The following is a 26058-nucleotide window of genomic DNA, read 5'->3' on the forward strand; positions in this document are numbered from 1 at the left end:
ACCGGGTAGATCGGCAACGCCCTCGCTGAGGGGCGCGAGCGTGGTGGTCCAGTTCGGTCTCACCACCGCGCATGTCTTGTGCATGAACGCAATCAACCAGGTATTTGACCGGGCGCGGCCTCCCCGCCAGTGGATGCTGCGATACACGCAGCTGAAGAAGTTCACACGGGAGCACGGCCAGCTGCCGACACGATCTCAATCGAGCGGTTCGCTCGTCTCGTGGGTGAAGAATCAGAGGCGGTCATGGACTCTGACACGAGAACAGGTGCGTCTCCTCGAGCAATTGCCTGGGTGGAGTTGGGACCCACGGGAGGACGCCTGGTTGCGTCGGGCTGAGGAAGTACGCACGTTTCTCCAACAGCACGGTCGGCTGCCGCGTGCGCGTGCGACGCATGTACGCGAACGTTCACTTGCCCACTGGTACTCGCGTCAGCTTCGAGCCTCCCAGAAGGGCGAGCTGTCCACCGAGCGCGAAGTCACTCTCCGCCAGATCGGCGGCGCATCAGCAGGGGGTTGAACCGTTCGCAGTTGGTGCGGGCATGCAACGTCTGAGCCCCCTAAAGTCGACGCCTGAGCACGTTCAGCTCACCTGCGCACGGACGTGACGCGGTGTTTGTCAGCATGGTCATTTTGCGAAGTCGTGGCCACAGGGAAGGCAGCGGGCATGGGGCATGGGTAACAGCGCAAGACCGAGAACGTGGCCAAAGACAGCTGCGATCCCGGTGCATTGCCCGCGGGTGAGTCCTCGGACGCAAGACGCGTGGTTGAGCATCCACCGCTCACGTTCAGGTTGAAAGCGGGTCGGCCCCGCCTCCGGCCCGGTGAGCTGGGGAAGATCTCGGTCATCCGAGTCGGCGATGCTTTCAGCGGCCGCGCGCGCACGCGAGACGTGGCTGGAATGCCGCACCGTCTTCGTGCGCATGCTTCGTCCGAGGCCGAGGTGATCGTCATGCTCAAACGAAAAGCAGCGCAGTGGGGTCTGGACGACGGGGAAGTGGGTCCGGAGACGGCTCTGAAGGAGCTCCTAGAGCACTGGGTTGAGGACCGCCGCGGGCAAGTGGAACTCCAAACCTTGCGGATCTACACCGATACGGCGCGTTGGTTATCCGAGCTGGCGGGCACGCTCACGGTTGATGAGCTCCGTCCAGCGCGAATCAAGCGCCTGCTCTCAGAGATCGAACGAAGCCGATCCGCGTCTGCCTACCACCATGCGCGGGTCGCCCTCAGCGGTGCGCTCAGTCTCGCGGTCGAGTCGGATGTACTTCAGCACAATCCGGTACGCAGCGTACGGCGGCGGGACCTTGCTGGTGCGATGCCGGTGACCCTCACTGTCTCGCAAGTCCCAACTGTCCGAGCGGAGATTCTGTTGCGAGAGGGATCACTTCGTCCTCGCATTGGCGGATCGGCCGGCGCGCTCAGATGGACCACGGAAGTCATTTTGGGTTCGGGCTTGCGTACCGCGGAGGTCCTTGCGCTGCGAATGATGGACTTTGATCGCCAAGGAGGAACAATTTCCGTCTCCGGCACGCTGGTCGACGACGAGCGCTGGGCGGTCGTTCGGCAGGACCACCTGAAGTCGCGCGCTCAGGCACGTCGAATCGAGTTACCTCAATTCGCGATTGACGCAATCGAAGACGCTCTCCTCTGGACTGGCAGAGGGGGCACACGGTCCTTGATGGCCCCGCTGATTCAAGGCTGGGGACCGAGCTGGATTGCGCCACGAAACCTTCGTCGTTCACTCCGGGAAGTGCGCCGCGCTCCGGCGGTGGTCATGTCGCTTGCTGCAACCGGGCTCACAGCGGAAGATCTGACACCGAGAACATTTCGCCGAACCGCGGCCACCCTCGTCGCCGCGGCCGGCAAAGGCGATCTGAGGGCAGCTCAGAAACTTCTAGGCCACAGCGACATGCGCATCACCCTCAAGCACTACGCGGGAGCCGCGTATGCAACTGTCGGCTCAGCATCGATCCTCGAGGATCTGTTGGGGTCTCCGCGGCGCCGGGAGCCATAGACCAATCCCCACCCATCCGAACAACATCTTCCCGTCCTCCACCGGTTGGACAACCCCGCGAGAAGATGTCTGCAAAAACTCCAACGCTCAATCTTTGAACGGCACGTCCATCATCTAGTCGGGGATGCGGCAGGTCACCAGAGCCTCCGCCGCGGGTAGCGAGGCCCACTAAGAAACCTTCGCTAGCACACACCGTTTCGCTCCGACAACAACACAATCAGTGGTCTGAAAATGGTCAAACAATGGGCCCGAGGACTTTGCAGTGGTCCTGTTCCCGTCCAGGGCCAGTCCGTGCATCTCCGCTAAGAACAGCGTAATCTCGGGTCTGAACGGGCTAGAGACGGTCACGTGACTAATACCGACGATCGTGGGTTCAAGTCCCACCCGCCCTACGTTCGCCCTCCGTCAGGCCGCGCATGATCGGAGGGCGTTTCCTCTGCCCTCACACCGTCACGTGAGCTGCCGAACGACCTCCAGGAGAGGACGGTCGTCCTCGATCGTCGCCGTCCCAGGCGCGAACCCGGTGGATCGTCGCTGACTTGGGATAGCTGCCGCCGCGGGGTCCGATCTCGAAGAGGTCGATCATGAGGAACAACGGGTAGTCGGGGGCCTGTGCGATCCTCCGCAGGACGAGTCCCTCACACCCGATCACGGTTTCGCCCTCGCCCCAGATCACCGTCCACGTGTGAGGTGTCGATGCGTTCACGGGGATCGCGACCTCGGCGACGTCGGTCGTGAGGTGAGGGTCGTGGTGCGCCTTGACGCCGGTGCGCGCCACGGTGGTTTCTCCGATGGCGTCGGAGTCGATCTCGAAGATGCAGATCTCGCCGGACTCCGTCGGGGATCTGTGCTCGGTTCCGACGAGCCACGCCGCGACCATGCAATCGGCGTCTCGGGTCGCCGAGACGGTGATCTCGACTCGCCCGCGAGAGGGTGCGAACAGCAGCCGTGGCGGTGTCTCGGTGCGGACACGCAGGTCGGGCCGGTGGCGATGCGTCCCGAGTGCGGAACCGAGCGGCCCGGCATAGACACCGGTCTGCAGGTTCGAGACGCGCAGAGGTGCATCCTCGACGCGCCAGTCGGGCTGGTCGGCGTCGATCCGCAACGCGACTCCGTCGGCAACGACCTCGTAGTGAGCTCGCGCCCTCTCGGCGGTCGTCCACTGCGGCAGATAGCTCGCGATCCATCGTTCCGCGCTCAGCCCGGCGCGAAAGTCGTCGTCGAGGTCGGGCTGACGGGTCGGCGCGGCAGGAAGGCGCTCGGGCGGGTTCGACATGAGAAATGATCGCACGCGAGCCAGCCCCTGACCACGAGTGCCGCCGCGGGCCCCGCTCCGCCCCAACGCGAAGCGGGACCCGCACCACCTACCGTGCGAGCGGAACGAGTTCCCCCGCGCCGGGCAGGATCTCGCGCAAAAGGTCGTCGAGGGTGACCACCCCGATCAACCGCTCGCCGTCGACGACCGTCGCCAACTGCACGCGACCGCGCCGCATGCGCGCCAGAGCGTCGTACGCCGACGCCGACGGCTCCAGCACCAGGGGCTCGCGCGCGATCTCGAGCGCCGGGGTCGTCGGGTCGACGGTGAGCGTGTCGCGCACGTGGGCGACGCGCGAGGTCGCACCCGCCCCGACGAGGATGCGCAGGTGCGTCGACGAGGCGGCGACCGCCTGGATGTCGGCGACCGTCGCATCCGCGGCGACCGACGTCGGCGTGCGATCGGTGCGCACGATGTCGCCGACCGTCAGCGTCCCCAGCGCGATCGCCTGCGCGATCGGCTCGGAGTACTGCTTCTCGAGCGTGCCCGCCCGACGCGAGTGCGCCACGAGTTCGCGGATCGTGTCGGCATCCTGCCCACCGGCGGCGGCCTTGTCGACGGGCTCCACGCCCGAGGCCTTCACCAGGCGGTTGGCGATGTGGTTGATCCACAGCAGGAACGGGCGCAGCGGCCAGGTGAGGGCGCGGGCCAGGATGCCGGTGGCCTTCGCCGCCGTCTCCGGGTGGGCGATCGCCCACGACTTCGGCGCCATCTCGCCGATCACCAGGTGCAGGAACGTCACCACGATGAGCGCCAGCATGAACGCGATGACCCCGGACAGGACGGGAGGAAGTCCCCACTGCTCGAGCACGGGTGCCAGGGCGTAATCGATGGCCGGCTTGGTGATCGCGCCGAGCAGGAACGTGCAGGCGGTGATGCCCAACTGCGCGAAGGCGAGCATGACGGTCAGCTCGTTGACGCCGCGCAGGGCAGCACGCGCTGAGGCGCTTGTCGCTGCCTCTTCTTCGAGCCGGTGACGCCGGGCGGCGAGCAGCGCGAACTCGACGATCACGAAGAACGCACTCGCGACGATGAGCGCGGTGGTGATGAGAGCGATGGTCCAGCCGTTCATCGGGCCACCTCCCGGTCGATCGCGACGACGTCGTCGGCAGGCTCGGCATCCCGGTCCACCTCGTGCAGGTCGACCTTCAGCTGCGAGGGCACGTGCCGGTCGACCTCCACGACCTCGATCGCGAGCCAGCGCTCGATGTCGAGACCCTGCACCGTCTCGGACGCACGCTCGGGCAGATCCACGCGCACAATGACGCCGACGGTCGGAAGATCGCCGTGCGTCTCGATGACGAGACCGGCGACCGTCTCGACGTCGCCCTGGGTGAGGTCGTGGCCGATGAGTCGCTCGAGCTCGTCGAGATGCAGATCGCCGGGAACGCTCCACGCGTCGTCGCCGACCGAGGCGGCCTCGGCGACCTCGACGTCGTGTTCGTCGGAGAGTTCGCCGATGACCTCTTCGGTCAGGTCCTCGATGGTCAGGATGCCGTCGAAGTTGCCGTACTCGTCGACGACGCACGCCAGTTCATTGCGCGTCTGGCGCATGCGATCCAACGCGACGGGGAGCAGCATCGAGGTGGGCAGCACGACCGCGGCGCGCATGACGGCGGCCACAGGGGTCTCGTCCGACGGGTTCTCGCGCAGCACGTCGATGAGTTCGACGACGCCGACGGGGGAGTCCTCGTCACCGATGACGGGGTAGCGGGTGTGCCCGGTGGCCATCAGGGCGCGCACCTCGCCCACGGTGGTCTCGGGGGTGACCGAATCGATCTGGGAACGCGGGATCATCGCGTGCTCGACGTCGCGGTGCGGAAAGTCGAGGATGCGGTCGATGATCATCGACAGATCGTCGGGCAGGTCACCGCTCGCGCGGGACTCCTCGATGATGGCCTCGAGGTCGCGCGCGGTCGCGCTCTCGTCGACGTCTTCGAGCGGCTCGATCCGCAGCACCCGCAACAGGGCGTTGGCGGCGAGGTCGAAGACCGAGATCAACCAGCCGAACAGCAGGAGGTAGATGCGCGTCGGCACGGCGAGGGCGCGCGCCAGCGGCTCGGGGTCGGCGATGGCGAGGTTCTTCGGGTACAGCTCACCGAAGATCATGGTCACGATCGTGGCGAGCAGCAGGGCACCGACGGTGCCGATCAGCACCGAGACGGCCGGATCGATCCCGATCCCGCCGAGCAGCGTCCCGAGAGATTCACCGATGAGCGGTTCGGCGACGTAGCCGATCAGCAGACCGGTGACGGTGATGCCGAGCTGCGCGCCCGACAACATGAACGACGTGCGCTTGGTGATGGCGAGGACGCGCTTCGCCTGGGCGTCACCCTTCTCGGCCAACGCCGCCATGCGCGAGCGGTCGACCGACATGTACGCGAACTCCTGCGCGACGAAGAAGCCGCACGCCACGATGATCGCCAGAGTCACGATGACGCCCACCAGGAGCGTCAGGGCCGCAGCCAGCATCAGATCTCACCCCCTCTCGGAAAGAGGGGGCTCGAAGATCGGCCCTCCTGGTCGGTGGAGGTGCGGTGAGGGCTCACGGGGTTGTCTCTCTCGTGGGTCGGGTGATCGCAGATCCCTTCGATGCTACCGAGGCCGCTCCCGCGTAGCTGGGGATTCGCCTCGCCGCCGGGGCTCGCCGCCCGCGCGGGAACGCGAAAGGGCCGGGCCGCCGAGACGGTCCGGCCCGATCGCATCCGGGTCAGGGGACGGCGCGTCGCAACGTCGCGAACGACGACGTCGCGAGCACCGCGGTGAGCACGATCCCGCAGACCGCGATGCCGAGGGCGCCGAGCGCGAGAACGATGTCGGCCACCCCCTGCCACGACCGTGTCACCGTGATCAGCCACACCACGAGCACGAGGAGCAGGCCGACGCCGACCAGGGTGACCGTGGTGACCAGGCCGCCGAAGCGCTTGAACACGGTGGCGGCCCAGAAACCGATGACGAAGAAGAACATCGCCAGGGCGAAGTAGGCGACCCCCGCGGCGAGCGGACCGGCCTCCCACACCCACGGGATGTAGAAGAACCACCCGTTCATCCCGTAGCCGTTGGTCGCCCGCTCGATCATGCCGCCGAGGACGAAGACCACCGACAGCAGCGCCGCCGTCAGCGCAGCGGTCAGGAGGGTGCCGGCGAAGAAGTCGCGACGGGTGACGCTCATCGCCTGCGAGAACGGGAACGTCCGCGTCAGCGACTGGGCCCCGATGACGCCGAAGTACCACAGGGGCGCCTGCACCCCGCCGCTGATCATCACGCCGCGCGCCCCCGCCGACTGGATGATGCCGTAGAGCAGCAGGCTGATGGCGAGAGAGCCGAACAGGATGATCAGGGGGATCCAGACGAAGGTCTGGCGGTTGATGAGCTGCAGACGGACGACGTTCAGCGCGCGGTTCATCGCAGCGCTCCTTCCGGAAGAGTGGCGGCCGACGCGCTCGCCGCGTGCGGGGTGGCTCGGACGATGAACTCCTGCAGCGAGACGGGCGAGACCTCGAGCCGCGCCTCGGCGAGGGCGCGCCGATCGACCGGGGTCAGGGCGCCCAGGATCGTGACCGAGGCGACGCCTCCGAGCGTTTCCCGGTGCAGCACCTCACGGCCCGCGCAGAAGGCGTCGACGGCGGCGGCGTCTCCGACGACGGTCGCTGCCCGCTCCCGCACGGCGTCGGTGTCTTCGTCCATCACCACGCGGCCGCCGTCGAGCACGATGACGCGTTCGAGCAGGTTGGCGACCTCGTCGATGAGGTGGCTCGAGAGGATGATCGTGCGCGGATGGGAGGAGTAGTCCTCGAGCAGACGGTCGTAGAAGATCTGACGGGCCACCGCGTCGAGTCCGAGGTACGGCTCGTCGAAGAAGGTGATCTCGGCGCGCGATGCCAACCCGATGACCACTCCCACGGCCGAGAGCTGACCGCGCGACAGCTTCTTGATGGTTCGAGTCACGGGGATCTGGAGCTGCCGGATGAGATCGGCGGCGAGTTCGTCGTCCCAGTTCGGGAAGAAGATCTTCGCGGCCGCAAAAGCGTGGGCGGGCTTGGCGTCATCGGGATACTTCTGGCTCTCGCGCACGAAGCACATCCGCGACAGCACCCGCGGGTTCTCGTACGGGTCCTCGCCGAACACGCGCACGCGCCCCTCGGTGGCGAAGTTCTGCGCGGTCAGGATCGACATCAGGGTGGTCTTGCCGGCGCCGTTACGCCCCAGCAAGCCGTAGATGGCGTCTTTCTCGATGCGGAACGACACGTCGTTCAGGGCGGCGGCGTCACGGTAGCGCTTGTGGAGGCCGGCGACCTCGATCACAGCGGTCATCGGGCGATCCCTTCGTTGGTGTGGGCGGGGGAGGAGCCGAGCGCCGCGCGCTCGCGGATGAGGTCGGCGAGATCGTCGGGGCCGAGGCCCAGCGTGCGGGCCTCGGTGAGGAGGGGCTCGACGAAGCGGTCGGCGAATGCCGAGCGACGCTCGCCCAGGAGCTGTTCCCGTGCTCCGACCGCGACGAACATGCCGATGCCGCGTCGCTTCTGCAGCACGCCTTTGTCGACGAGCATGGTGATTCCTTTCGCTGCGGTGGCGGGGTTGATGCGGTGGAATGCCGCCAGTTCGTTGGTGGAGGGCGCACGGCTCTCCTCGGCCAGCGAACCGTCGACGATCGCGTCCTCGACGCTCTCGGCGATCTGGAGGAACAGCGCTCGGCCGTCGTCGATCATGCGACCTCCGTCTGTTGGTTAATTACTTGACTAAGTAACCATGCAACGAAGGTCGCGCACGTGTCAAGCGCCGGCCCCGAAACGACACGCCCGGCCCGAAGACGGCCTCGCCCGAACGCGCCCCACCCCCGATCCGGGTGGCAGAATAGAGGTCCCGCATTGCCTCGCTTCCCGGCGTGGTCCCGCCCTTGCTCAACAGGTGCGCTTCGTCGCGCCAGAAATGGACCCGCCGTGGGACGCCTCATCTACCGTGACCGCGCGTCGTTCGATATCGACGACCGCATCCTCGCCCATCTCCGCATCGTCGTGATGAACAAGCTCCGCCGCAACGAAGGCTTCATGCTCCAGCTGCCGGTGAATGAGGGCGTTCGGCAGGCCAGCCTCTGGATCCACGCCTCCAACGCGCTCGTCATGCAGTTCTACGGGGGACGCGAACCCGCCATCGACCGCGAACTCGTCGACCAGATGATGCACGACGCGAGCGGCGCCGATGGGCTCACGCTCACCGCGGCGGGCATCGCCCCGCTGCCGATCGCGACCCGTCAACCCGCGGGGGTGCGCGCCGGACGCTGACCCGGTTCGCACCGGTGGTCGTCGCGTCCGCCGGTGCGGCCGGTCGCGACGGCGCCCGGTCAGTCCGAGACCGGCAGCGTCAGCTCGAAACGCGCCCCGGCATCACGGGGAACGTTTCGTACCTCACCGCTGTGCGCTCGGGCGATCCCGCGCGCGATGGGCAGGCCGAGGCCCACGCCGCCCGAGGGCGAGCGCGCGGCGTCCAGGCGCACGAGACGGTCGAAGATGCGTTCCCGCTCCGCCACCGGCACGCCCGGACCGTCGTCGATGACCGCGACGGTGGCGGCGCCGCCCGTCACCGCGGCCTCGACGACGACCGTGCCGCGCCCGTTCGTCGCGCGCGCGGCGTTCTCGACCAGGTTCGACAGCACCTGCGCGATGCGCCCCGAGTCGATGCGCACCGGCACGGCGGCATCCGGAACCACCGACGACACCTGCAGCGACGGGTGCACGAGCTGGGCGCGTTCGATCTCGGCCGCCACGATCGTCCGCAGATCGACAGAGCTCCGCGTCAGCTCGAGCCCCTGATCCACCCGGGCCATCGTGAGCAGGTCGTCGACCAGACGGGAGGCGCGCTGGGCCTCGCGGGCGACGTGCGCGGCGAGCATCTCGCGCTCGGGTCCGTCGAGATCGGCCCGCACCAGCGTGTCGGCGGCGGCGCGGATGCCGGCGACCGGCGTCCGCAGCTCGTGTGCGGCATCCGAGAGGAACACGCGCAGGCGGGCCTCGGCCTCGCGCGCGGATTGCTCGGCTCCCGTGACGTCGTCGAGCATGTCGTCGAGTGCCGTCGCGACCCGACCGATCTCGGTGTCGGATCGCGTGGGGTGCAGGCGTCGCCCGCGTTCACCGGCCCCGATCGAGCGGGCCACCTCCGAGACCCGGTCCAGGGGCTGCAGCGTGCGACGCACGACGAGGGTCACCGCTCCGGCGGCCACCACGAGCACGCCGACCGAGGCGATCGCCATGATCCACCGCACCTGGCCGAGCGTCTCGCCGATCCCGGCGGCGGATGCGGTCAGGCTCAGTGTCGAACCGTCGCTCAGCGTGGAAGTCAGCGTCACGAGGTCGGCGTCGCCCGTCACGGCCGAGGCGACGACGCTCACGTCGGTCGACGCCGAGGGGAGGGGCACCGACCGCTCGGCGGGACCGGGGCCGCCGGGACCGGGCGGCCCGTCGCGCAGCTGCTCGGGGCTCGGCCCCGCGACGACCGAGTCGCCGCCCGCGCTGTCGATGCGCACCGACAGGCCCTGATCCGACAGTCGCTCGGCCAGGTCCTCGTCGTCGACCGTGCCGACGAGCGAGGCGGCCGCGGCGGCGCGGTCACGCAGGCGCTCCTCGATCTGGCCGCGCAGGCGGGCGCCGAGGGCGACGTCGACGACGACCGCGAGCACGATGAGCAGCAGCGCCACGAGGGCGACGACCGCGACGATGGTGCGCCGCCGCAGCGACCCCGCGCGCAGCGGCCGGGTGTCGCTCACGGCGTTACGCTCAGGCGGTAGCCGAGCCCGCGCACGGTGTGGATGAGCCGGGGACCGTGCGCCTCCATCTTGCGGCGCAGCGCGCTCAGGTGCACCTCGACCAGGTTGGGGTCGTAGTCGTCGTACCCCCACACCTGCGTCAGGATCTGCGCCTTCGACAGCGTGCGACCACGACTCTCGGCGAACAGCCGCAGCAGGCGGAACTCCGTCGCGGTCAGATCGAGCGACGATCCGGCGCGGCGCGCGGTCGTGGCATCCGGATCCACCACGAGGTCGGCCACCTCGATGGTCTGCGGCAGACGACCGCGGCGACGGAGCACGGCGCTCGTACGCGCGATGAGCTCGGCCATGGTGAACGGTTTCACGACGTAGTCGTCGGCGCCCTCGGCGAAGCCGCGCAGACGATCGTCGACCTCGTCGCGGGCGGTGAGCATGATGACCGCCGCGTCGCTGCGGGAGCGCACGAGCGGAAGCAACCGGATGCCGGAGGGCCCGGGCATCATCCAGTCGAGCACCACCAGGTCGGGGCGGAACATCTCGAGGCGCTCGGCGAGGTCGGTGCCGTCGGGCGCGGCCTCGGCGACGAATCCGTCGGCGCGCAGGGCGGTCGCGACGGCGACGCGGATGGTCTCGTCGTCGTCGAGCACGAGCACGCGGGCAGCAGAGGACATCCGGCCCACGCTAGGGCCCATCGCTGCATGCCCGTTATGCGAACGGCCTGGGTTGACCGCACGGTCGGCGGCTTCAGGTTCGCTTCAGTCCCCGCTCGAAGGCTGGTACTCGAGACGGTGACCGACACCGCCGCAGAAAGAGATCATGAACGACGACAACCCCACCCTCCCGCTGCCCCGCATGGACGACGCGCACGAGCCGCGTCGTCGGTCATGGAAGCGTCCCGCCCTCATCGCCGGCGCGGTCATCGTGGCCGCCGGCCTCACCGGCGGCACCGCCGCTCTGGCGTCGTCGGGCGGCATGACGCCCGTCGCGTCGGTCACGTCGGCGCCGAGCGCCGACGGCGTCTCGCCGAGCACGACCACGCCCACCCCGGGCACGACCCCGAGCGGTGCCCCGACCGCGCCGGCCGACGGTACGGCCCCCACGCCTCCCGCCGACGGCACGGCCCCCGCGGCCCCGGGTCCCGGAGCCAAGCCGGGCGAGTGCGGACCCGGTGGTCCCGGCGCGCCGACCCCGCCCACCGACGGCACCGCCCCCACCCCGCCGACCCCGGGCTCCGGGCCGGGCGCCGGGGAGCGTCCCACGCCCCCGACCGACGGCGCCGCTCCCACCCCTCCGGCCCCGGGCACCGAGCCCGGCACCGGCGCCACACCTCCGGCCCAGCCCGGTTCGTGACACCTCACCCGCGCTGATCGCCGCGCCACGCCCACCGGCGTGCAGCGCGCGGTCAGCGCGGTGGGGCACGATCGAGGGGTGGCGAACAGCACGCGGTCCCGCCGCCCGACCCCCGGACGCCCCCGCGCTCGCCCTTCTCGTCGGCGTCGGCCCGCATCACGTGTTCTGCGTCGCCGGCGCATCATCGTCGGTGTGGTCGGCATCCTGCTCGCGGGCCTCGTCGTGCTGGCGATCGTGCCGCTGGCCGGCCTCGTCTCGGCCTGGAACGCCGAGACGCGCCGCCAGGCCATCGATCTGACGACGTTCGATCCCGGCACCCTCATCAGCGACGCCGACTTCTACGACGCGAACGCCCTGTCAGCTGGCGAGATCCAGGATTTCCTCGACGCACAGGTGGGTGAATGTCGCAACGACTCCTGCCTCGCAGTCCTGCGGACCACCCTTCCCGCTCGGGGGCCGATCGTCTCGGATGCCACGGGAGAGACGGTCTGCGAGGGCTACGACGGCGGGGAGCTGACGGCGGCCGAGATCATCGACCGCGTCCAGCGCGCGTGCGGCATCTCGGCGAAGGTGCTGTTGGTCACGCTGCAGAAAGAACAGAGTCTCGTCGCCGGTCGCACCGCCCGAGCACCCGAACCGCGCGAGCTCGGAGCGGCGATGGGGGCTCGCTGCCCCGACGACGCCGCGTGCGACACGGGCGCCGAGGGTTTCGCCGCCCAGGTGGCCCAGGGCGCGACCGACCTGAAGTCGTACAGCGCCTCCGACTTCATGCGGCAACCCGGCACGCACTACATCGCCTACTCGCCCGATGCCGCGTGCGGCGGCTCCGACGTGACGATCACCAACGAGGCCACCGCGGCGTTGTACAACTACACGCCCTACCAACCCAACGCCGCGGCTCTCGCGGCACGCTGGGGGACGGGCGACGCGTGCTCGGCCTACGGCAACCGCAACTTCGCCCTGTACTGGGCCCTCTGGTTCGGCTGATCTGCGGCGACCCCGACGCCGCGCGGAGCAGGCCGTACGACCTCACCATGTGCAGCGAAATCACAGTGTTGTGATTTCGTTATGAACGGGCGATAATTGCCGGACAACCGAACAATCGCCGGCACTCCATCACAGGTCGTAGGGGAAGACGTACCTGACGAAGGAGAGACCATGGCGATCACGTCTTCGCGCGGAGTGATTCTGATCCACTCCGCGCCCCGCGCGTTGTGCCCCCACCTCGAGTGGGCGGTCGGACGCGCTCTCGGCCGCGCCGTCAACTTCGACTGGGCCGAACAGCCCGTGCTGACGGGCAGCCGTCGCGCGGAGTTCTATTGGGAGGGCCCGGTCGGATCCGGCGCCGCCCTCGCCAGTGCCATCCGCGGGTGGGAGCACCTGCGCTTCGAGGTGAGCGAAGATCCCACGCCCCGCAGCGACGGCGGCCGCTGGATGCACACGCCGGGTCTCGGCATCCACTACGCGCAGACGGACGCGGCGGGCAACGTTGTCATCGGCGAGGACCGCGTGCGCTACGCGATGGACGTCGCCGGCGGCGACGCCTTTGAGCTGCAGCGCGAACTCGACATCGCGCTCGGCTCCGCCTGGGACGAAGAGCTCGAACCTTTCCGCCACGCCAGCGACGACCAGCAGATCGTCTGGCTGCACAAGGTGGGGTGAAGACGTCGGGCGGGGGAGGCGCCACTACCGGAGGCCGGTGATCGCACCCGGCATCGAGACCGCGTATCCCTCGCCCGACAAAGGCAGAACGCCCCCGGCGTCCCGATTCGATTCGGGATGCCGGGGGCGTTCTTCGTGCGTCAGACCGAGGCGATCGCGACGACGGCGTTGTGACCGCCGAAGCCGAACGAGTTGCTGATCGCGAGCTGGTCGCCGGAGCCCAGCTCGACCGGCGCACCCGAGAGCGCGAAGGGCACGTCGGGGTCCTGCTCGGTGAGGTTGATGGTCGGAGGCGCGACGCGGTTCTTCAGCGCCAGCACCGTGAAGATGGACTCGAGCGCTCCCGTGCCACCCAGCAGGTGACCCGTCGAGGCCTTCGTCGCCGACACGGGGATCTCGTCGATCCGGTCGCCGAACACCGTGTGGAGGGCCTTGTATTCGTTCGGGTCGCCCACGGGGGTCGAGGTGGCGTGGGCGTTGATGTGGGTGACGTCGTCGGCCGACGCTCCCGCCATCTCGAGCGCCAGGCGCACCGCGCGGGCGGCTCCCGTGCCCTCGGGGTCGTTGGCGGTGATGTGGTACGAGTCGGCGGTGACGCCGCCTCCCACGATCGAGGCGTAGATCTTGGCGCCGCGGGCCAGGGCGTGCTCCTCGGTCTCGAGGATCAGCACGCCCGCGCCCTCGCCCATGACGAAACCGTCACGGTCGATGCTCGCCGGACGCGAGGCCGTCTCGGGGGAGTCGTTGCGCTTCGACAGCGCCTGCATCGACGCGAACGACGCGATGGTGATCGGGTGGATCGCCGACTCGCTTCCGCCCGCGATCACGACGTCGGCCAGACCGTCGCGGATGTGCTGCACGGCGTTCACGATCGATTCGGTGCTCGAGGCGCAGGCCGAGGCCACGGTGCGCGCGAACGCCCGGGCGTTGAAGTGCAGCGAGAGGTTGCCGGCGGCCGCGTTCGGCATGAGCATCGGCACCGTCATCGGCATGACGCGACGCGGGCCCTTCTCACGCAGCACGTCCCAGGCGTCCAGCAGCGTCCACACGCCGCCGATGCCGGTGGCGAAGTCGACGCCGAGGCGATCGGGGTCGACGTCGGGCGAGCCCGCGTCTTCCCAGGCCTCTTTGGCGGCGACCATGGCCAGCTGCGCCGAGGGGTCGAGACGCTTGGCGACGGGACGATCCAGAACCGTCTCGGGTCGCACGAGCGCCTCGGCGGCGAAGGTGACGGGCAGGTTGTACTTCTCGACCCATTCGTGCTCGAGGGTGCGCGCGCCGGAGGTGCCGGCGAGCAGCGCCGACCAGCTCTCGGGGGCGGTACCGCCGATGGGCGAGGTGGCACCGATGCCGGTGACGACGATGCGGGATGTGCTCATGGGTGAAGGATCCTTGGTCCGACCGGAAAGACATGACCGGTGGGGGCCGAAGCCCCCACCGGGAGAGTCAGGACTGGTTCGACGTGATGAACGTGACAGCGTCGCCGACGGTCTTGAGGTTCTTGACCTCGTCGTCGGGGATGGTGACGCCGAACTTCTCCTCGGCGTTGACGACGATCGTCATCATCGAGATGGAGTCGATGTCGAGGTCATCGGTGAACGACTTCTCGAGGGCGACCTCGTCGGCCGAGATACCGGTCTCGTCGGTGATGAGCTCGGCAAGGCCGGCGAGAACCTCGTCGTTGGTGAATGCCATGATGTCTCCTGTTTGTTAGGGGTGGACCCTGACGGGCCCCGATCAGTCTAGAGTTCGGCGACGCTGCGTCAGGGAAGGACGACGACCTGCGCGCCGAACACGAGACCGGCTCCGAAGCCGATCTGCAGGGCGAGCCCGCCGCTGAGCTCGGGGTGCTCCTCGAGCAGGCGGTGGGTGGCGAGCGGGATGGATGCCGCGGAGGTGTTGCCCGTGGTCTCGATGTCGCGGCCGATGACCACCGTCTCGGGCAGACCCAACTGCTTGGCGAACTCGTCGATGATGCGCATGTTCGCCTGGTGCGGCACGAAGGCGGCGAGGTCCGACGGCTCGATGCCGGCCGCCTCGATCGCCTGACGCGCGACCTTGACCATCTCCCAGACGGCCCAGCGGAACACGGTGGGACCCTCCTGGCGCAGCGTCGGCCACGGCGCGGCTCCGTCGCGGAACTGCGTCAGCGTGGCGTTCATGCCCACGGCATCCGCTTTCGATCCGTCGGATCCCCACACGGTGGGGCCGATGCCGGGGGTGTCGCTCGGGCCGATGACGACCGCGCCGGCACCATCGCCGAGGAGGAACGAGATGCTTCGATCGGTGGGGTCGACGATGTCGCTGAGCTTCTCGGCGCCCACCACGACCACGTGCTTCGCGAGACCGCCGCGCACGAGGGCGTCGGCCTGGGCGACGCCGTAGGCGAAGCCGGCGCAGGCCGCGTTGAGGTCGTACGCCGCCGCGGGGTTGGCGCCGATCCGGTCGGCGACGATCGCCGAGGCCGAGGGCGTCTGCTTGGGGTTGCTGATGGTCGCCACGATCACGGCGTCGATGTCGGCCGGCGCGACGCCAGACTTCTCGACGGCCTCACGGGCGGCATCGGTGGCGAGGTCGATGACGTCGGTCTCGGCGTTCGCACGAACGCGCGTGACGATGCCGGTGCGCTGGCGGATCCACTCGTCGCTCGAGTCGATGGGGCCGACGAGGTCGTCGTTCGGCACGAAGTTCTCGCCGCGAGCGGCGCCGTACGCGTAGATGCGCGTGTGGGCGGGGCCCTGCAGCTGACGGAGGGTGGGGGTGCTCATGCCTGGTCTTCTTTCAGGAGTGAGACGGCCGCGTCGAGGTCGTCGGGGGTCTTGACCGCCACGGTCGGCGTTCCACGCAGGGCGCGCTTGGCGAGCCCGGTCAGGGCGCCCGCGGGCGAGAGTTCGATGATGCCGGTCACACCCTGCTCGGTGAACGACGCCATGCAGCGGTCCCAGCGCACGGGCGAAGCCACCTGGGCGACGACGAGGTCGAGCGCGCGGCGCCCCTCGCCGACGGTCGTGCCGTCGGAGTTGGTCCAGAGCGTCGTCGAGGGGTCCGACACCGACACGTCGGCGGCGGCGGAGCGCAGCGTCTCGACGGCGGGTTCCATGAAGCGCGTGTGGAACGCGCCGGCGACCTGCAGGGCGATCACCCGGGTGCCGCGCGGGGCGTCGGCGGCGAGCTCCGCCAGAGCGGGCAGTTCGCCGGCGGCGACGATCTGACCGCCGCCGTTGTAGTTGGCCGGGGTGAGCCCGAGCGCTTCGAGACGCTCGAGCACGGCCGCCTCGTCTCCTCCGACCACGGCGCTCATGCCCGTCTCGACGGCCGAGGCCGCCTCGGCCATGGCGCGCCCGCGCAGTCCGACCAGGCGCAGGGCGTCGGCCTCGTCGAGGACGCCGGATGCCGCGAGGGCGGCGATCTCTCCGACGGAGTGCCCCGCGACACCGGCGGGTCGAGGGGCGTCGGATGCCGTCAGGGCCGACCACGACAGCAGGCTCGCCGCGACGATGAGCGGCTGCGCGACGCTGGTGTCGCGGATACGGTCGGCGTCCCACTCGGTTCCGGCGGCGACGAGATCGACGCCGGCCTGCTCGGAGTAGGCCTCGAGGCGCTCCCGCGCTCCGTCGAGTTCGAGCCAGGGAGACAGGAACCCAGGAGTCTGCGAGCCCTGCCCGGGGAAGACGGCGATGATCACCGTTCCATCCTGCCAAGGATCAGGCGCCGCGTTCTGGAGATATCGACACAGAAATGCGGCGTGTCTTTGTGCGCGCCGTGCATCAGCGCGGCAGAGAGGAGCGCCGACCGGCGGGTCCACGGCGACGCGTGGCGTCGGTTCCGATCGATCCGAGGATCAACGCGGTCTGCAGGATGAGCGCCTCGCGAGGCCCCGTGGCATCCCATCCGATGACCTCCGACACCCTCTTGAGGCGGTACCGCACGGTGTTGGGGTGCACGTAGAGCTCGCGGGCGGTGGCCTCGAGAGACCGACCGTTGTCGAGGTAGCTCCAGAGCGTGGCGACCAGGTCGGCGCTGTGCGCCTGCAGGGGTCGGTAGACGCGCTCCACCAGCGTCTGCTTCGCCACGGCGTCTCCGGCGAGGGCCCGCTCGGGCAGAAGGTCGTCGGCCTCGACCGGGCGGGGGGCGTTCCGCCACGCGCGCGCGACGGCGAAGCCCGCCAGCGCGGCGCGGGCACTCTGTCCCGCATCGACGAGAGCGGCGACAGGGGGCCCGAGCACGAGGTGCCCCGTGCCGAAGCCGGGCTCGAGGCGCTTGGCGATCTCGGTGAAGGCGAGCTCGGTGACCTCGTCACCCCCGCGAGCGGGGAGGTCGGCGCGTCCGAGCACCAGCACGAGCCGCGACCCCTGCACACCGATGAGCACGTCGACGCCGAGCTTGCGCGCGGTGCGGCGCACCTGGTCGACGTCGAACTGCGGGGGAGTCGTGCCCACCAGCACGGCGACCTCGCCGTGGCCGTGCCAGCCGAGGGCCGCGATGCGGCTGGGGAGTTCGTCATCGGCTTCGCCGGTGAGGATCGAGTCGACGACGAGGGCTTCCAGCCGGGCGTCCCAGAGGCCTCGGGCTTCGGCTGCGCGGGCGTACACGTCGGCCGCGGCGAACGCCACCTCGCGCGAGTAGAGCAGCATGGCCTCGCGCACGGTCTTGCTGCGCCCGGCGACGCGTTCCTCCATGACCTCGACGGTCACGCGTACCAGCTGCAGCGTCTGGGTGAGGCTGACGCTGCGCAACAGCTCGCGGGGCGCGGCGGCGAAGATGTCGGAGGCGATCGCGGGGGTCTGCGCCGGGTCCTCGACCCACTGGGTGAACGAGGTGATGCCGGCCTGGGCGACGAGTCCGACGGCCGAGCGGCGCGCCGGGGGCATGCCGGCGTACCAGGGGAGCGTGTCTTCGAGACGTTGGATGGTCGCCGTGGCGAGGTCGCCCGAGATGCGGCGGAGCCACGCGAGAGTCTCGGCCTTGTCGCGCGCGACGCGGTCGGAGCCGGCGGGCGCGGCGCCGGTCTCGCCGCCGCCGGAGGAAACGCGATCGGGACCGGCCCCACCCGAAAGGGCGGGGCCGGTCCCGATCTCCGGATCGCTCACGCGATCAGGCCTCGCCACCCGCGTTACCGCTGGTGCCGGCGTTGACGTCGTGCAGACGGTACTTCTCGATCGCCTGTCCGACGACGGCGCGATCGACCTTGCCCTCTTCGGCCAGCGCCTGCAGGGCGCGAACGGCGAGCGAGGGGCCGTCGATCTTGAAGAAGCGACGGGCCGCGGCGCGCGTGTCCGAGAAGCCGAAGCCGTCGGCACCGAGCGTCCAGTAGTTCTGCGGAACCCACTGGCGGATCTGGTCCTGGACGGCGTGCATCCAGTCGCTCACGGCGACAACCGGGCCCTCGGCCTCTTTCAGCTTGTCGGTGAGGTAGGCCACGCGCGGCTCCTCTTCGGGGTGCAGGAAGTTGTGCTCGTCGGCGGCCAGGCCGTCGCGGCGCAGCTCGGTCCACGAGGTGACCGACCACACGTCGGCGACCACGCCCCAGTCGTCCTTCAGCAGGCGCTGGGCCTCGTGCGCCCACGGCACACCGACACCCGACGCGAGGAGCTGCGTGCGGGGGCCATCGCCCTCGCCGGAGGAGATGTGGTGGATACCGCGGACGATGCCGTCGACATCAACACCCTCGGGTTCGGCCGGCTGCACGTAGGGCTCGTTGTAGACCGTCATGTAGTACATGACGTTCGGGTCGGGGTGGTTGCCGCCGTACATGCGCTCGATACCCGAACGCACGATGTGCGAGATCTCGTAGCCGTAGGCGGGGTCGTACGACACGGTTGCCGGGTTGGTGGACGCCAGCAGCTGCGAGTGTCCGTCGGCGTGCTGCAGGCCCTCGCCCGTCAGCGTCGTGCGACCGGCGGTCGCGCCGATGATGAAGCCGCGCGCCATCTGGTCGCCCGCCGCCCACTGGGCGTCGCCCGTGCGCTGGAAGCCGAACATCGAGTAGAAGACGTAGACCGGGATGAGCGGCTCGCCGTGGGTGGAGTACGCCGTTCCCGCAGCGGTGAACGCCGCGAGAGCGCCGGCCTCGTTGATGCCGACGTGGATGATCTGCCCCTGCGGGCTCTCCTTGTACGCCAGCAGCAGCTCGCGGTCGACCGACGTGTAGTGCTGGCCCTTGGGGTTGTAGATCTTCGCCGTCGGGAAGTACGCGTCCATACCGAACGTGCGCGCCTCGTCGGGGATGATCGGCACGATGCGGTGACCGAAGTCCTTCACCCGCAGCAGGTCCTTGAGCAGACGTACGAACGCCATGGTCGTGGCGATCTCCTGCGTGCCCGAGCCCTTCTTGGGCAGCGCGTACGCGGCATCGCCGGGCAGTTCCAGACCGACGTGCGTCGTGCGACGCTCGGGCAGGAAGCCGCCGAGCGCACGACGACGCTCGAGCATGTACTGGATCGTCTCGTCCTGCTCACCGGGGGTGTAGTACGGCGGCTGGTACGGGTTCTCTTCGAGCTGCGCGTCGGTGACCGGGATGTCCATCGCGTCGCGGAACGACTTGAGGTCGTCGAGCGTCAGCTTCTTCATCTGGTGCGTGGCGTTGCGGCCCTCGAAGTGGGGTCCGAGGCCGTAGCCCTTGATGGTCTTCGCGAGGATGACCGTCGGCTGGCCCTTGTGCTCCTTGGCCGCCTTGAACGCGGCGAACACCTTGCGGTAGTCGTGGCCACCGCGCTTGAGGTTCCAGACCTGGTCGTCGGTGAAGTCCTTGACGAGCTCGAGCGCGCGCGGGTCGCGACCGAAGAAGTTCTCACGGACGTAGGCGCCGTTCTCGGCCTTGTACGTCTGGTAGTCGCCGTCGGGGGTGGTGTTCATCAGGTTGAGCAGCGCGCCCTCGGTGTCGCGGGCGAGCAGGTCGTCCCACTCGCGGCCCCAGACGACCTTGATGACGTTCCAGCCGGCACCGCGGAAGAAGCTCTCGAGCTCCTGGATGATCTTGCCGTTGCCGCGGACGGGTCCGTCGAGGCGCTGGAGGTTGCAGTTGATGATGAAGTTCAGGTTGTCGAGGCCCTCGTTGGCCGCGACCTGCAGCTGACCACGGCTCTCGACCTCGTCCATCTCGCCATCGCCGAGGTAGGCCCAGACCTGCGAGTCGCCGACGTCTTTGATGCCGCGGTTGGCGAGGTACTTGTTCGACATCGCCTGGTAGATGGCGTTGATCGGACCGAGACCCATCGACACCGTCGGGAACTGCCAGAACTCTGGCATGAGGCGGGGGTGCGGGTACGAGGGGATGCCGTTGGGGGCCTGCGACTTCTCCTGGCGGAAGCCGTCGAGCTGCGCCTCGGTGAGGCGGCCCTCGAGGTAGGCGCGGGCGTAGGCGCCGGGCGAGGCGTGGCCCTGGATGAAGATCTGGTCGCCGCCCGAGGCGTCGTCCTGGCCACGGAAAAAGTGGTTGAAACCGACTTCGTAGAGTGCGGCCGACGAGGCGTAGGTCGAGATGTGGCCGCCGACACCGATGCCGGGGCGCTGCGCGCGGTGCACGGTGACCGCGGCGTTCCAGCGGATCCACTTGCGGTAGCGGCGCTCGAGCTCCTCATCACCGGGGAACTCGGGCTCGTTCTTGAGCGCGATGGTGTTGATGTAGTCGGTGGTCGGAACCATCGGCACATTGAGGTGCAGTTCTTTGGAGCCCTTGAGCAGGCTCAGCATGATCTCGCGGGCGCGAGCCGGACCCTTCGCCTGGACGAGCTGTCGCAGGGATTCCTGCCACTCCCCGGTCTCTTCCGGGTCGCTGTCCTGCGGCCCCTGCGAATACGGATCCTGGTCGTGAACAGTCACGGAAGACCTTTCGTCGTCTGGCAGGTCATGCCAGAGAATCGCCATAAAAGTGCGGCAACCCTTGTTCGCTCCGCACAATCAACCAGCGTCCAGCCTAGCGAGTCCCGACGACATCGGCTGTTCATGAAGGCCGAGCCGACTCTCCCGGGTGCTCGGATGCCTCGATGTCGAGCATCCGTCATCGGGCAGAGGAATACCCTGAGCGCGTGAACACGCACGATCACGCGGGATTCCGCACGCGCCCCGAGCACCGGTGGCCCGTGCTGATCGCCCTGGGGGTGGGCACGGGGCTCTACGCCGTCCTCCCGAGCGACGCCTCCGGCATCCTGCGCTACGTAGTGGTGATCGCGGGCGTGCTGTGCGCGATCCCCATGGTGGTGACCAACCCGGCGCGGCTCACCCGGGAATCACGCGTGGGGCGCGGCTTCGCCCTCGCCTTCACCGCGGTGCTGCTTCTCGCGAACCAGGTGGCGCTCCTCCTGCTCGTCCAGCAGCTGCTGCGCGGAGAGGGGAGCGGGGCGACCACCCTGCTCGGCGCGGCGCAGGTCTGGGCGATCAACGTCATCGGCTACGCGGTCGTCTACTGGGAGATGGATCGCGGCGGTCCCATCGCCCGGCGCCGCGACGCCCGCGACGCCCTGCCCGCGGCGGACTTCCAGTTCCCGCAGGACTCCGACCGCGACGCGGTCAGCGAGGTGGCCCGCCGCTCGTCCGACGTCGAGGACTGGGCCCCCGGCTACGTGGACTACCTCTACTTCTCGGCGTCCAACGCCATGGCCTTCAGCCCCACCGATGTCATGCCGCTGAGCAGCCGCGCGAAGGTGTTCATGATGGTGCAGGCCATCTCGGGCTTCATCCTGCTCGCGCTGGTGATCTCGCGCAGCGTGAACATCCTGAACTGAGTGCGGTGGGCCCTGCCGGGATCGAACCGACGACATCCACGGTGTAAATCTGCACGAACAGAGGAGAGCGGCGTTTTCTCCGTTCGCAGAGGTTGCCTCGGATGCCGAGAACGGCCGTGTGATCACTTTTCGGGGACACCTCGGGGATACGGGGGCGAGTGCCGCAGGTGGCATAGATAGATGTGCGGATGCGAGAACTCGCGGGCATACGAAGTCCACGCGCGAACGGCATCCACTACCGTCTCGACGTGGACAATTTTTGGGGTGACGCGGACGTCCGCATAGCCGATCACGTAGACCCGCTCGATGCATTTCACGCAGTCACACGTGCTCTGGTGGACGCGAGCCGCCACACGGAGTTTCCACTAGGTGTAGATCGAGTCTGGGCGAAAGCCGATGACGGTAGCACCACCCTGCAACGCGAGTCACTTGAAAGCGCCTCCGCCGAACTGGCGACCATGGGACTCGGCTTCGACTACGCATTTCAGAATCTCGAAGGTGCACCGCGCGACTCGATAACAGTCTTCGTGTGGCGGAACGACCGGCGCGTGATGGTCAGTCTTCGAGGTCCAGATCGCGTCCGCGTGGAAGGACTGCGCGCGGCGGCGCGGAGGTATCTCGATTCCGTGGCGAGTGACAAGAAACCACGTGTCGAGATGATCGTCTGGCCGTCGCCGAACGCGGCTCCGAGCCGTCGACCGTGGTGGAAGCGACCCCTGGTCCAAATTGGAGGTGGAGTGGGAGCGATCTTCGTCGCGGTCGCCGCCGCCGGTCTGATCAACCTATTTGGTTGGAACTAATCAACGTGCTCGCCGTCTGGCAGCGCGAACTCGGCTTCCTCCTGCCACGCGGAACCTCTGCGCGGTCGTAGCGTCCCCATCGCCTCGGTAGCGGCCCTATCCGAGCCTCCTGCCGCCAGGAGGCTCGATGGAATTACGCGCACCAGACGGGCGGAACCTCACCGCGCGAGCCGAGGCTCGAATGCGCGATAAGTAGACCATGGGAAAGAAGAAACCATTCGACGTTGAGCCGTACCGCGACCTTCTCCACCGTTGCGAAGTCGCTTTCCTCGCAGATGTTGAGTACGCGATCCCCGCCGGTAGGGTCGCAGCCTTTCGTGCCCGCAAGCGCGCCACAGGGCAGGGAGACGAGTTGGCGGCGCCATTCGATTTTTCGAGGACAATCTCCGGCAACGTCGCAGCGTGTCTAGACAGTGGCTAATTTTGAGTCGAGGATCTAGTTCACTTCCGGGGTGCGGGGATCCGTCGAGATGAAAAACGACTCGTAACCCGAACCGTCGCCTGAATGGTGCCGCATCTCGAAAGGTGGGGAAGACGGCCGCACCGTCTCGAACAAGTCGAGCACTGCCTCGCGAAGGCCATCGTCTTGGATTCGTTCCTCGTCCAGAATGAACTCCGCGAATGATGAACCAAAATACTTCCAGGCGCACATCATGGCGTCCTGTGCTAGTGCCGCACGCGTCTTCTGTTCGAGCGATCTGTCTGCGAGTGTGACACGCAGCAGCTCTAACCACAGGTACGGATCGACGTTGGTCGACACAGCAGCAGCAATGGCTGCGAAAATCGCCTGCTTACCTTGAGTCTCATAGACGTACGCAAGTGTCGACAGCGCCCTGCCGTCGAGGGCGTCGGCGTTGATAGCCGCGAGCGCAGCCTCCTCTAGGACGGTAAGGTCATCCGTGTCTGGCGGGGAGTACTCCGGTACGGCGGAAGTGGGTCTGACTTGAGAGTCGATCTTCAGGTCTTCGACGATGAACTCAGTAGCTTCACGCGACAGCCGCCACTGCGCACCCGCATCAGGAGACGACCAGATGTCGGCGTCCTCGAATGCTTGCCGCGCCTCCCGGTACCTACCGGTTCTCATCAGTACGTCCGCGAGGAGAGGCGCTGCTCTCGTATCGCCGTATTCGATCGCTTTGAGATAAAATTCCTCCGCCTTCTCGACGTGATTTAGCGACCAGTGCACCGTGCCTTGTTCTCGCCACCAGTAGCCACGTTCGCGGTACAAAAGGTCAGCTTGCGCGGCCTCCTCATAGAGGTGCAGCGCATCCTCTCCATCTTCGTGAGTCAAGGCACTGGCGGCGTTGTACAGTCCCATGGCCGGTCGGGACCATGACCGAGCAGCACGCGAAATCTCATGCGACACTGCCCGTCGCAGTTCGGCGGTCGCACCGGATGACATAACCGCAGCTAGCGCGATGTCCCGAGCCGGATGCTCTTCACGAGCAGCGGTCCGCCTAATCAGCCGGAGCACTGTTTCGCTCTCGTCGTGTCGGGTGAGTAGTGCCACCGCAGAGCCGAGACCCTCCGACTCGAGCAGGGCGGACGACTCGGATGCAGCGATCTTGAGTAGCCGCACGCATAAGTCCTCAGCGCCGGCTGAGGCGAGCGAGAATGCCAAGGCAGCAATCACGTCAGAACCGAGCGCACGGTAGTCTCGCGCCCCGTTGAACGTGTAAGTCATCTGGCGCGGACGGTCACCACGCATCCCGGCCTGTATCTTGCTGTCTTCAATGGAAACTTGAAGGTAAGGGAGGCGTGGGTTGCTGTGGACGACCCGGACGAATGATGACAGCGAAGACAACTTTTGTGCGATTGCCTTCTTGAGCGGACTAGCGCTTTCGCCGTAAAAGATATTTCCGGTGAGGTAGACGTCGATTGGCAGATGCCTAGACACTTCCCGCGCCAGACGCCACGCCCGCGCCTCCTCGGCAAGGCTCGCTGCCGTGTTCGAAGCGAGAACATTCTCGCAACGCACCTGACGACTCTTGGTGTCGGGGTTCTCGTCGTAGGGAAGCAGATGCGCCCACCGGTACCACAGCGTCTCTGTCGAATCGTGCGCGATCACAACCAAGGTCGCATCAGGTGTCTGGGCCCAGTAGTTCAGGGTGGACCGTTTGATCGACGCGGCTGGCTCATGACCACTGCCCGAATCTGTCGACTTCAGCTGGACATTGAAGAAAACCCCGGTCGTCCGGCCGTTCTCGAAGACCTCCACACGTCGGTCGATGCCGTAATCCTCCGCGAGGGAGTGGACCACCCACTCACGCGGCAGCACCGCCTCGAACGCACGAGTCGACCAGGAAGAACGCGCATGGTTGTCGTGACGTATTGGCAAGTCCTGTTCGGGCGGCATGTTCAGAAGTTATTGCAAGGTACCCATCGCGCCCCACTCAGCGCGCCGCCTACTCAACGAGTAGCCAGACCTCTTCCAAAAACGATGGTCTCGTGACCGTAAAGCGGGGGGGACACGGGGGGACGTGAAGCGAAACCTGAGGGCGGGGGAGTGCCGTACTCCTCAGTGTTTTCTAGTGGGCCCTGCCGGGATCGAACCGACGACATCCACGGTGTAAACGTGGCGCTCTACCAGCTGAGCTAAAGGCCCGGGATGCCATGAGTCTACGAGTCTTCGCGCATCGGATGTGCATCGGCGGCGGCCGCGGCTACGGATGTCGGACCCCCGGGGTAGCGTGGGTCCTGTGAATGCCGACCCCGCCGACCAGCGCAAACTGCTCGATCTCGCCGATCTCGATGCCCGCATCCTCCGTGATCAGCACCTGTCGGCGAACCCTCCGCAAGCGCCGCGCGTGCGGGAGCTCCTGGCCCAGCGCGCGACGCTTTCGCAAGAGCTGTCGGCGCGGGCCAACGCGCGTGACGACATCACCGCAGAGATCGCGCGGCTCGAGTCCGACGTCGCCGTGGTCGACGCCCGCATCGCCCGCGACACCCAGCGTCTCGCCGCCGCGACCAACCCCAAGCAGGCGCAGGGCTTCGAGAGCGAGCTCACCTCCCTCAACCGCCGTAAGGGCGATCTCGAAGACATGGAGATCGCGCTCATGGAGCGCCTCGAGACGGCCGATGCCGCGATCGCCGAGCAAGAGACCGTGATCGCCGAGACCAACGCCCTCGGCGCCGAGCTCAGTGCCGAGGCCAAGACCGTCGTCGCCGACGCCACGACGCGTCTCGAAGGTGCTCGCCGTGACCGTGACGCCGTAGCGGCCTCGGTCCCCGCCGCGCTCCTCGCGCTCTACGAACGCCTCGCCTCGCGCGGCAACGGCGCGGGCCTGCTCCGCGCCGGCGCCTGCGAAGCCTGCCGCATGGTGATCCCGCCGAGCGACATCGCGACGATCCGGCGCGCGCAGACCGACGACGTCGTGTTCTGCCCCGAGTGCGGCGCCATCCTCGTCCGCACCGAAGAATCGCGGTGACCCCCGCCG

General features: G+C 68.1%; 24 protein-coding genes and 1 tRNA gene. 9 read left to right on the forward strand and 16 right to left on the reverse strand.

Annotated features, from left to right (window positions below):
- Nucleotides 1–133: 133 nt before the first annotated feature.
- Nucleotides 134–517 carry a helicase associated domain-containing protein gene (locus IFR11_RS16860; protein ID WP_446724810.1) on the forward strand — a complete coding sequence of 128 codons (384 nt, stop codon included), beginning with the start codon at nucleotides 134–136 and terminating at the stop codon, nucleotides 515–517.
- Between the two features lie 381 nt (nucleotides 518–898).
- On the forward strand, nucleotides 899–2011 hold the full coding sequence (locus IFR11_RS02030; RefSeq protein WP_191915053.1) for a tyrosine-type recombinase/integrase: 1113 nt from the start codon (nucleotides 899–901) through the stop codon (nucleotides 2009–2011).
- Between the two features lie 442 nt (nucleotides 2012–2453).
- Here the strand turns inward: IFR11_RS02030 and IFR11_RS02035 are convergent, their stop codons facing one another.
- The 6 genes from IFR11_RS02035 to IFR11_RS02060 form a co-directional block, all read right to left on the reverse strand.
- Nucleotides 2454–3287, reverse strand: a complete 834-nt coding sequence (locus IFR11_RS02035) for a hypothetical protein (protein ID WP_191915054.1) — start codon at nucleotides 3285–3287, stop codon at nucleotides 2454–2456.
- 88 nt (nucleotides 3288–3375) lie between these two features.
- Entirely contained in the window at nucleotides 3376–4398 is a 1023-nt protein-coding gene (locus IFR11_RS02040) for a CNNM domain-containing protein (RefSeq protein ID WP_191915055.1), read from the reverse strand.
- Nucleotides 4395–5798, reverse strand: a complete 1404-nt coding sequence (locus tag IFR11_RS02045; RefSeq protein ID WP_191915056.1) for a hemolysin family protein — start codon at nucleotides 5796–5798, stop codon at nucleotides 4395–4397. The genes IFR11_RS02040 and IFR11_RS02045 overlap by 4 nt, the downstream gene beginning before the upstream one ends.
- Nucleotides 5799–6036: 238 nt before the next feature.
- Complete coding sequence (locus IFR11_RS02050) at nucleotides 6037–6732, reverse strand: hypothetical protein (RefSeq protein ID WP_191915057.1); 696 nt, start codon at nucleotides 6730–6732, stop codon at nucleotides 6037–6039.
- Nucleotides 6729–7640: an ATP-binding cassette domain-containing protein gene (locus IFR11_RS02055; protein ID WP_055837098.1), complete on the reverse strand. Its 912-nt coding sequence runs from the start codon at nucleotides 7638–7640 to the stop codon at nucleotides 6729–6731. The genes IFR11_RS02050 and IFR11_RS02055 overlap by 4 nt, the downstream gene beginning before the upstream one ends.
- A complete protein-coding gene (locus IFR11_RS02060; RefSeq protein ID WP_055837101.1) occupies nucleotides 7637–8035 on the reverse strand; it encodes a GntR family transcriptional regulator in 399 nt (132 codons plus the stop codon). Before IFR11_RS02060 ends, IFR11_RS02055 begins: the two co-directional genes overlap by 4 nt.
- 231 nt (nucleotides 8036–8266) lie before the next feature.
- Here IFR11_RS02060 and IFR11_RS02065 point away from each other — a divergent pair, with 231 nt between their 5' ends.
- Complete coding sequence (locus IFR11_RS02065; protein ID WP_070407949.1) at nucleotides 8267–8608, forward strand: DUF7882 family protein; 342 nt, start codon at nucleotides 8267–8269, stop codon at nucleotides 8606–8608.
- Nucleotides 8609–8667: 59 nt separating this feature from the next.
- On the opposite strand, the gene IFR11_RS02070 is transcribed toward IFR11_RS02065, so the two are convergent.
- Together IFR11_RS02070 and IFR11_RS02075 are read right to left on the reverse strand one after the other, a co-directional pair.
- Nucleotides 8668–10086, reverse strand: a complete 1419-nt coding sequence (locus tag IFR11_RS02070) for an ATP-binding protein (RefSeq protein ID WP_191915058.1) — start codon at nucleotides 10084–10086, stop codon at nucleotides 8668–8670.
- A complete protein-coding gene (locus IFR11_RS02075; RefSeq protein WP_070407951.1) occupies nucleotides 10083–10757 on the reverse strand; it encodes a response regulator transcription factor in 675 nt (224 codons plus the stop codon). The genes IFR11_RS02070 and IFR11_RS02075 overlap by 4 nt, the downstream gene beginning before the upstream one ends.
- Nucleotides 10758–10902: 145 nt before the next feature.
- Between IFR11_RS02075 and IFR11_RS02080 the strand changes: the two genes are divergently transcribed.
- From IFR11_RS02080 to IFR11_RS02090, 3 genes are all read left to right on the forward strand, one after another.
- Nucleotides 10903–11436, forward strand: coding sequence for a hypothetical protein (locus tag IFR11_RS02080; RefSeq protein ID WP_191915059.1), 534 nt, complete (start codon nucleotides 10903–10905; stop codon nucleotides 11434–11436).
- A 192-nt stretch (nucleotides 11437–11628) separates the two neighbouring features.
- Nucleotides 11629–12423, forward strand: coding sequence for a hypothetical protein (locus IFR11_RS02085; protein WP_197978817.1), 795 nt, complete (start codon nucleotides 11629–11631; stop codon nucleotides 12421–12423).
- A gap of 171 nt (nucleotides 12424–12594) precedes the next feature.
- The gene (locus IFR11_RS02090) at nucleotides 12595–13098 is read left to right on the forward strand and encodes a DUF3145 domain-containing protein (protein ID WP_191915060.1); all 504 of its coding nucleotides are present in this window, start codon (nucleotides 12595–12597) and stop codon (nucleotides 13096–13098) included.
- Nucleotides 13099–13238: 140 nt separating this feature from the next.
- On the opposite strand, the gene IFR11_RS02095 is transcribed toward IFR11_RS02090, so the two are convergent.
- The 6 genes from IFR11_RS02095 to aceE all read right to left on the reverse strand — a co-directional run bounded on the left by IFR11_RS02095 (nucleotide 13239) and on the right by aceE (nucleotide 20919).
- Nucleotides 13239–14477, reverse strand: a complete 1239-nt coding sequence (locus tag IFR11_RS02095) for a beta-ketoacyl-[acyl-carrier-protein] synthase family protein (protein WP_191915061.1) — start codon at nucleotides 14475–14477, stop codon at nucleotides 13239–13241.
- Between the two features lie 67 nt (nucleotides 14478–14544).
- Entirely contained in the window at nucleotides 14545–14793 is a 249-nt protein-coding gene (locus IFR11_RS02100; protein ID WP_022880558.1) for an acyl carrier protein, read from the reverse strand.
- Between the two features lie 68 nt (nucleotides 14794–14861).
- Nucleotides 14862–15866: a beta-ketoacyl-ACP synthase III gene (locus IFR11_RS02105; RefSeq protein ID WP_191915062.1), complete on the reverse strand. Its 1005-nt coding sequence runs from the start codon at nucleotides 15864–15866 to the stop codon at nucleotides 14862–14864.
- On the reverse strand, nucleotides 15863–16783 hold the full coding sequence (locus tag IFR11_RS02110) for an acyltransferase domain-containing protein (protein WP_191915063.1): 921 nt from the start codon (nucleotides 16781–16783) through the stop codon (nucleotides 15863–15865). Before IFR11_RS02110 ends, IFR11_RS02105 begins: the two co-directional genes overlap by 4 nt.
- Before the next feature lie 82 nt (nucleotides 16784–16865).
- On the reverse strand, nucleotides 16866–18035 hold the full coding sequence (locus tag IFR11_RS02115; protein ID WP_055837903.1) for a PucR family transcriptional regulator: 1170 nt from the start codon (nucleotides 18033–18035) through the stop codon (nucleotides 16866–16868).
- 157 nt (nucleotides 18036–18192) lie between these two features.
- Nucleotides 18193–20919 (reverse strand): pyruvate dehydrogenase (acetyl-transferring), homodimeric type, encoded by a 2727-nt coding sequence (gene aceE, locus IFR11_RS02120; protein WP_191915064.1) that lies wholly within the window; start codon nucleotides 20917–20919, stop codon nucleotides 18193–18195.
- A gap of 206 nt (nucleotides 20920–21125) precedes the next feature.
- Between aceE and IFR11_RS02125 the strand changes: the two genes are divergently transcribed.
- Together IFR11_RS02125 and IFR11_RS02130 are read left to right on the forward strand one after the other, a co-directional pair.
- Nucleotides 21126–21821: a DUF1345 domain-containing protein gene (locus IFR11_RS02125; RefSeq protein ID WP_191915065.1), complete on the forward strand. Its 696-nt coding sequence runs from the start codon at nucleotides 21126–21128 to the stop codon at nucleotides 21819–21821.
- Nucleotides 21822–22009: 188 nt separating this feature from the next.
- The gene (locus IFR11_RS02130) at nucleotides 22010–22621 is read left to right on the forward strand and encodes a hypothetical protein (RefSeq protein WP_192040439.1); all 612 of its coding nucleotides are present in this window, start codon (nucleotides 22010–22012) and stop codon (nucleotides 22619–22621) included.
- Nucleotides 22622–23057: 436 nt separating this feature from the next.
- Here the strand turns inward: IFR11_RS02130 and IFR11_RS02135 are convergent, their stop codons facing one another.
- Complete coding sequence (locus tag IFR11_RS02135) at nucleotides 23058–24977, reverse strand: DUF4365 domain-containing protein (protein ID WP_191915067.1); 1920 nt, start codon at nucleotides 24975–24977, stop codon at nucleotides 23058–23060.
- A 176-nt stretch (nucleotides 24978–25153) separates the two neighbouring features.
- Nucleotides 25154–25226 (reverse strand) — tRNA-Val (locus IFR11_RS02140).
- A gap of 94 nt (nucleotides 25227–25320) precedes the next feature.
- Here IFR11_RS02140 and IFR11_RS02145 point away from each other — a divergent pair.
- On the forward strand, nucleotides 25321–26049 hold the full coding sequence (locus IFR11_RS02145) for a zinc ribbon domain-containing protein (RefSeq protein WP_055837130.1): 729 nt from the start codon (nucleotides 25321–25323) through the stop codon (nucleotides 26047–26049).
- Nucleotides 26050–26058 lie beyond the last annotated feature (9 nt).

This window comes from Microbacterium sp. CFBP 8801, from assembly GCF_014839455.1.
Lineage (GTDB): Bacteria > Actinomycetota > Actinomycetes > Actinomycetales > Microbacteriaceae > Microbacterium.

Bases quoted from the DNA above. Each gene is read 5' to 3' on its own strand.
- IFR11_RS02040 (WP_191915055.1), bottom strand. From the start codon at position 4,398: ATGAACGGCTGGACCATCGCTCTCATCACCACCGCGCTCATCGTCGCG.
- IFR11_RS02060 (WP_055837101.1), bottom strand. From the start codon at position 8,035: ATGATCGACGACGGCCGAGCGCTGTTCCTCCAGATCGCCGAGAGCGTC.
- IFR11_RS02105 (WP_191915062.1), bottom strand. From the start codon at position 15,866: ATGAGCACCCCCACCCTCCGTCAGCTGCAGGGCCCCGCCCACACGCGC.
- IFR11_RS02035 (WP_191915054.1), bottom strand. From the start codon at position 3,287: ATGTCGAACCCGCCCGAGCGCCTTCCTGCCGCGCCGACCCGTCAGCCC.
- IFR11_RS02075 (WP_070407951.1), bottom strand. From the start codon at position 10,757: ATGTCCTCTGCTGCCCGCGTGCTCGTGCTCGACGACGACGAGACCATC.
- IFR11_RS02095 (WP_191915061.1), bottom strand. From the start codon at position 14,477: ATGAGCACATCCCGCATCGTCGTCACCGGCATCGGTGCCACCTCGCCC.
- IFR11_RS02030 (WP_191915053.1), top strand. From the start codon at position 899: ATGCCGCACCGTCTTCGTGCGCATGCTTCGTCCGAGGCCGAGGTGATC.
- IFR11_RS02100 (WP_022880558.1), bottom strand. From the start codon at position 14,793: ATGGCATTCACCAACGACGAGGTTCTCGCCGGCCTTGCCGAGCTCATC.
- IFR11_RS02135 (WP_191915067.1), bottom strand. From the start codon at position 24,977: ATGCCGCCCGAACAGGACTTGCCAATACGTCACGACAACCATGCGCGT.
- IFR11_RS02050 (WP_191915057.1), bottom strand. From the start codon at position 6,732: ATGAACCGCGCGCTGAACGTCGTCCGTCTGCAGCTCATCAACCGCCAG.
- IFR11_RS02080 (WP_191915059.1), top strand. From the start codon at position 10,903: ATGAACGACGACAACCCCACCCTCCCGCTGCCCCGCATGGACGACGCG.
- IFR11_RS02045 (WP_191915056.1), bottom strand. From the start codon at position 5,798: ATGCTGGCTGCGGCCCTGACGCTCCTGGTGGGCGTCATCGTGACTCTG.
- IFR11_RS02090 (WP_191915060.1), top strand. From the start codon at position 12,595: ATGGCGATCACGTCTTCGCGCGGAGTGATTCTGATCCACTCCGCGCCC.
- IFR11_RS02055 (WP_055837098.1), bottom strand. From the start codon at position 7,640: ATGACCGCTGTGATCGAGGTCGCCGGCCTCCACAAGCGCTACCGTGAC.
- IFR11_RS02130 (WP_192040439.1), top strand. From the start codon at position 22,010: ATGCGAGAACTCGCGGGCATACGAAGTCCACGCGCGAACGGCATCCAC.
- IFR11_RS16860 (WP_446724810.1), top strand. From the start codon at position 134: ATGCTGCGATACACGCAGCTGAAGAAGTTCACACGGGAGCACGGCCAG.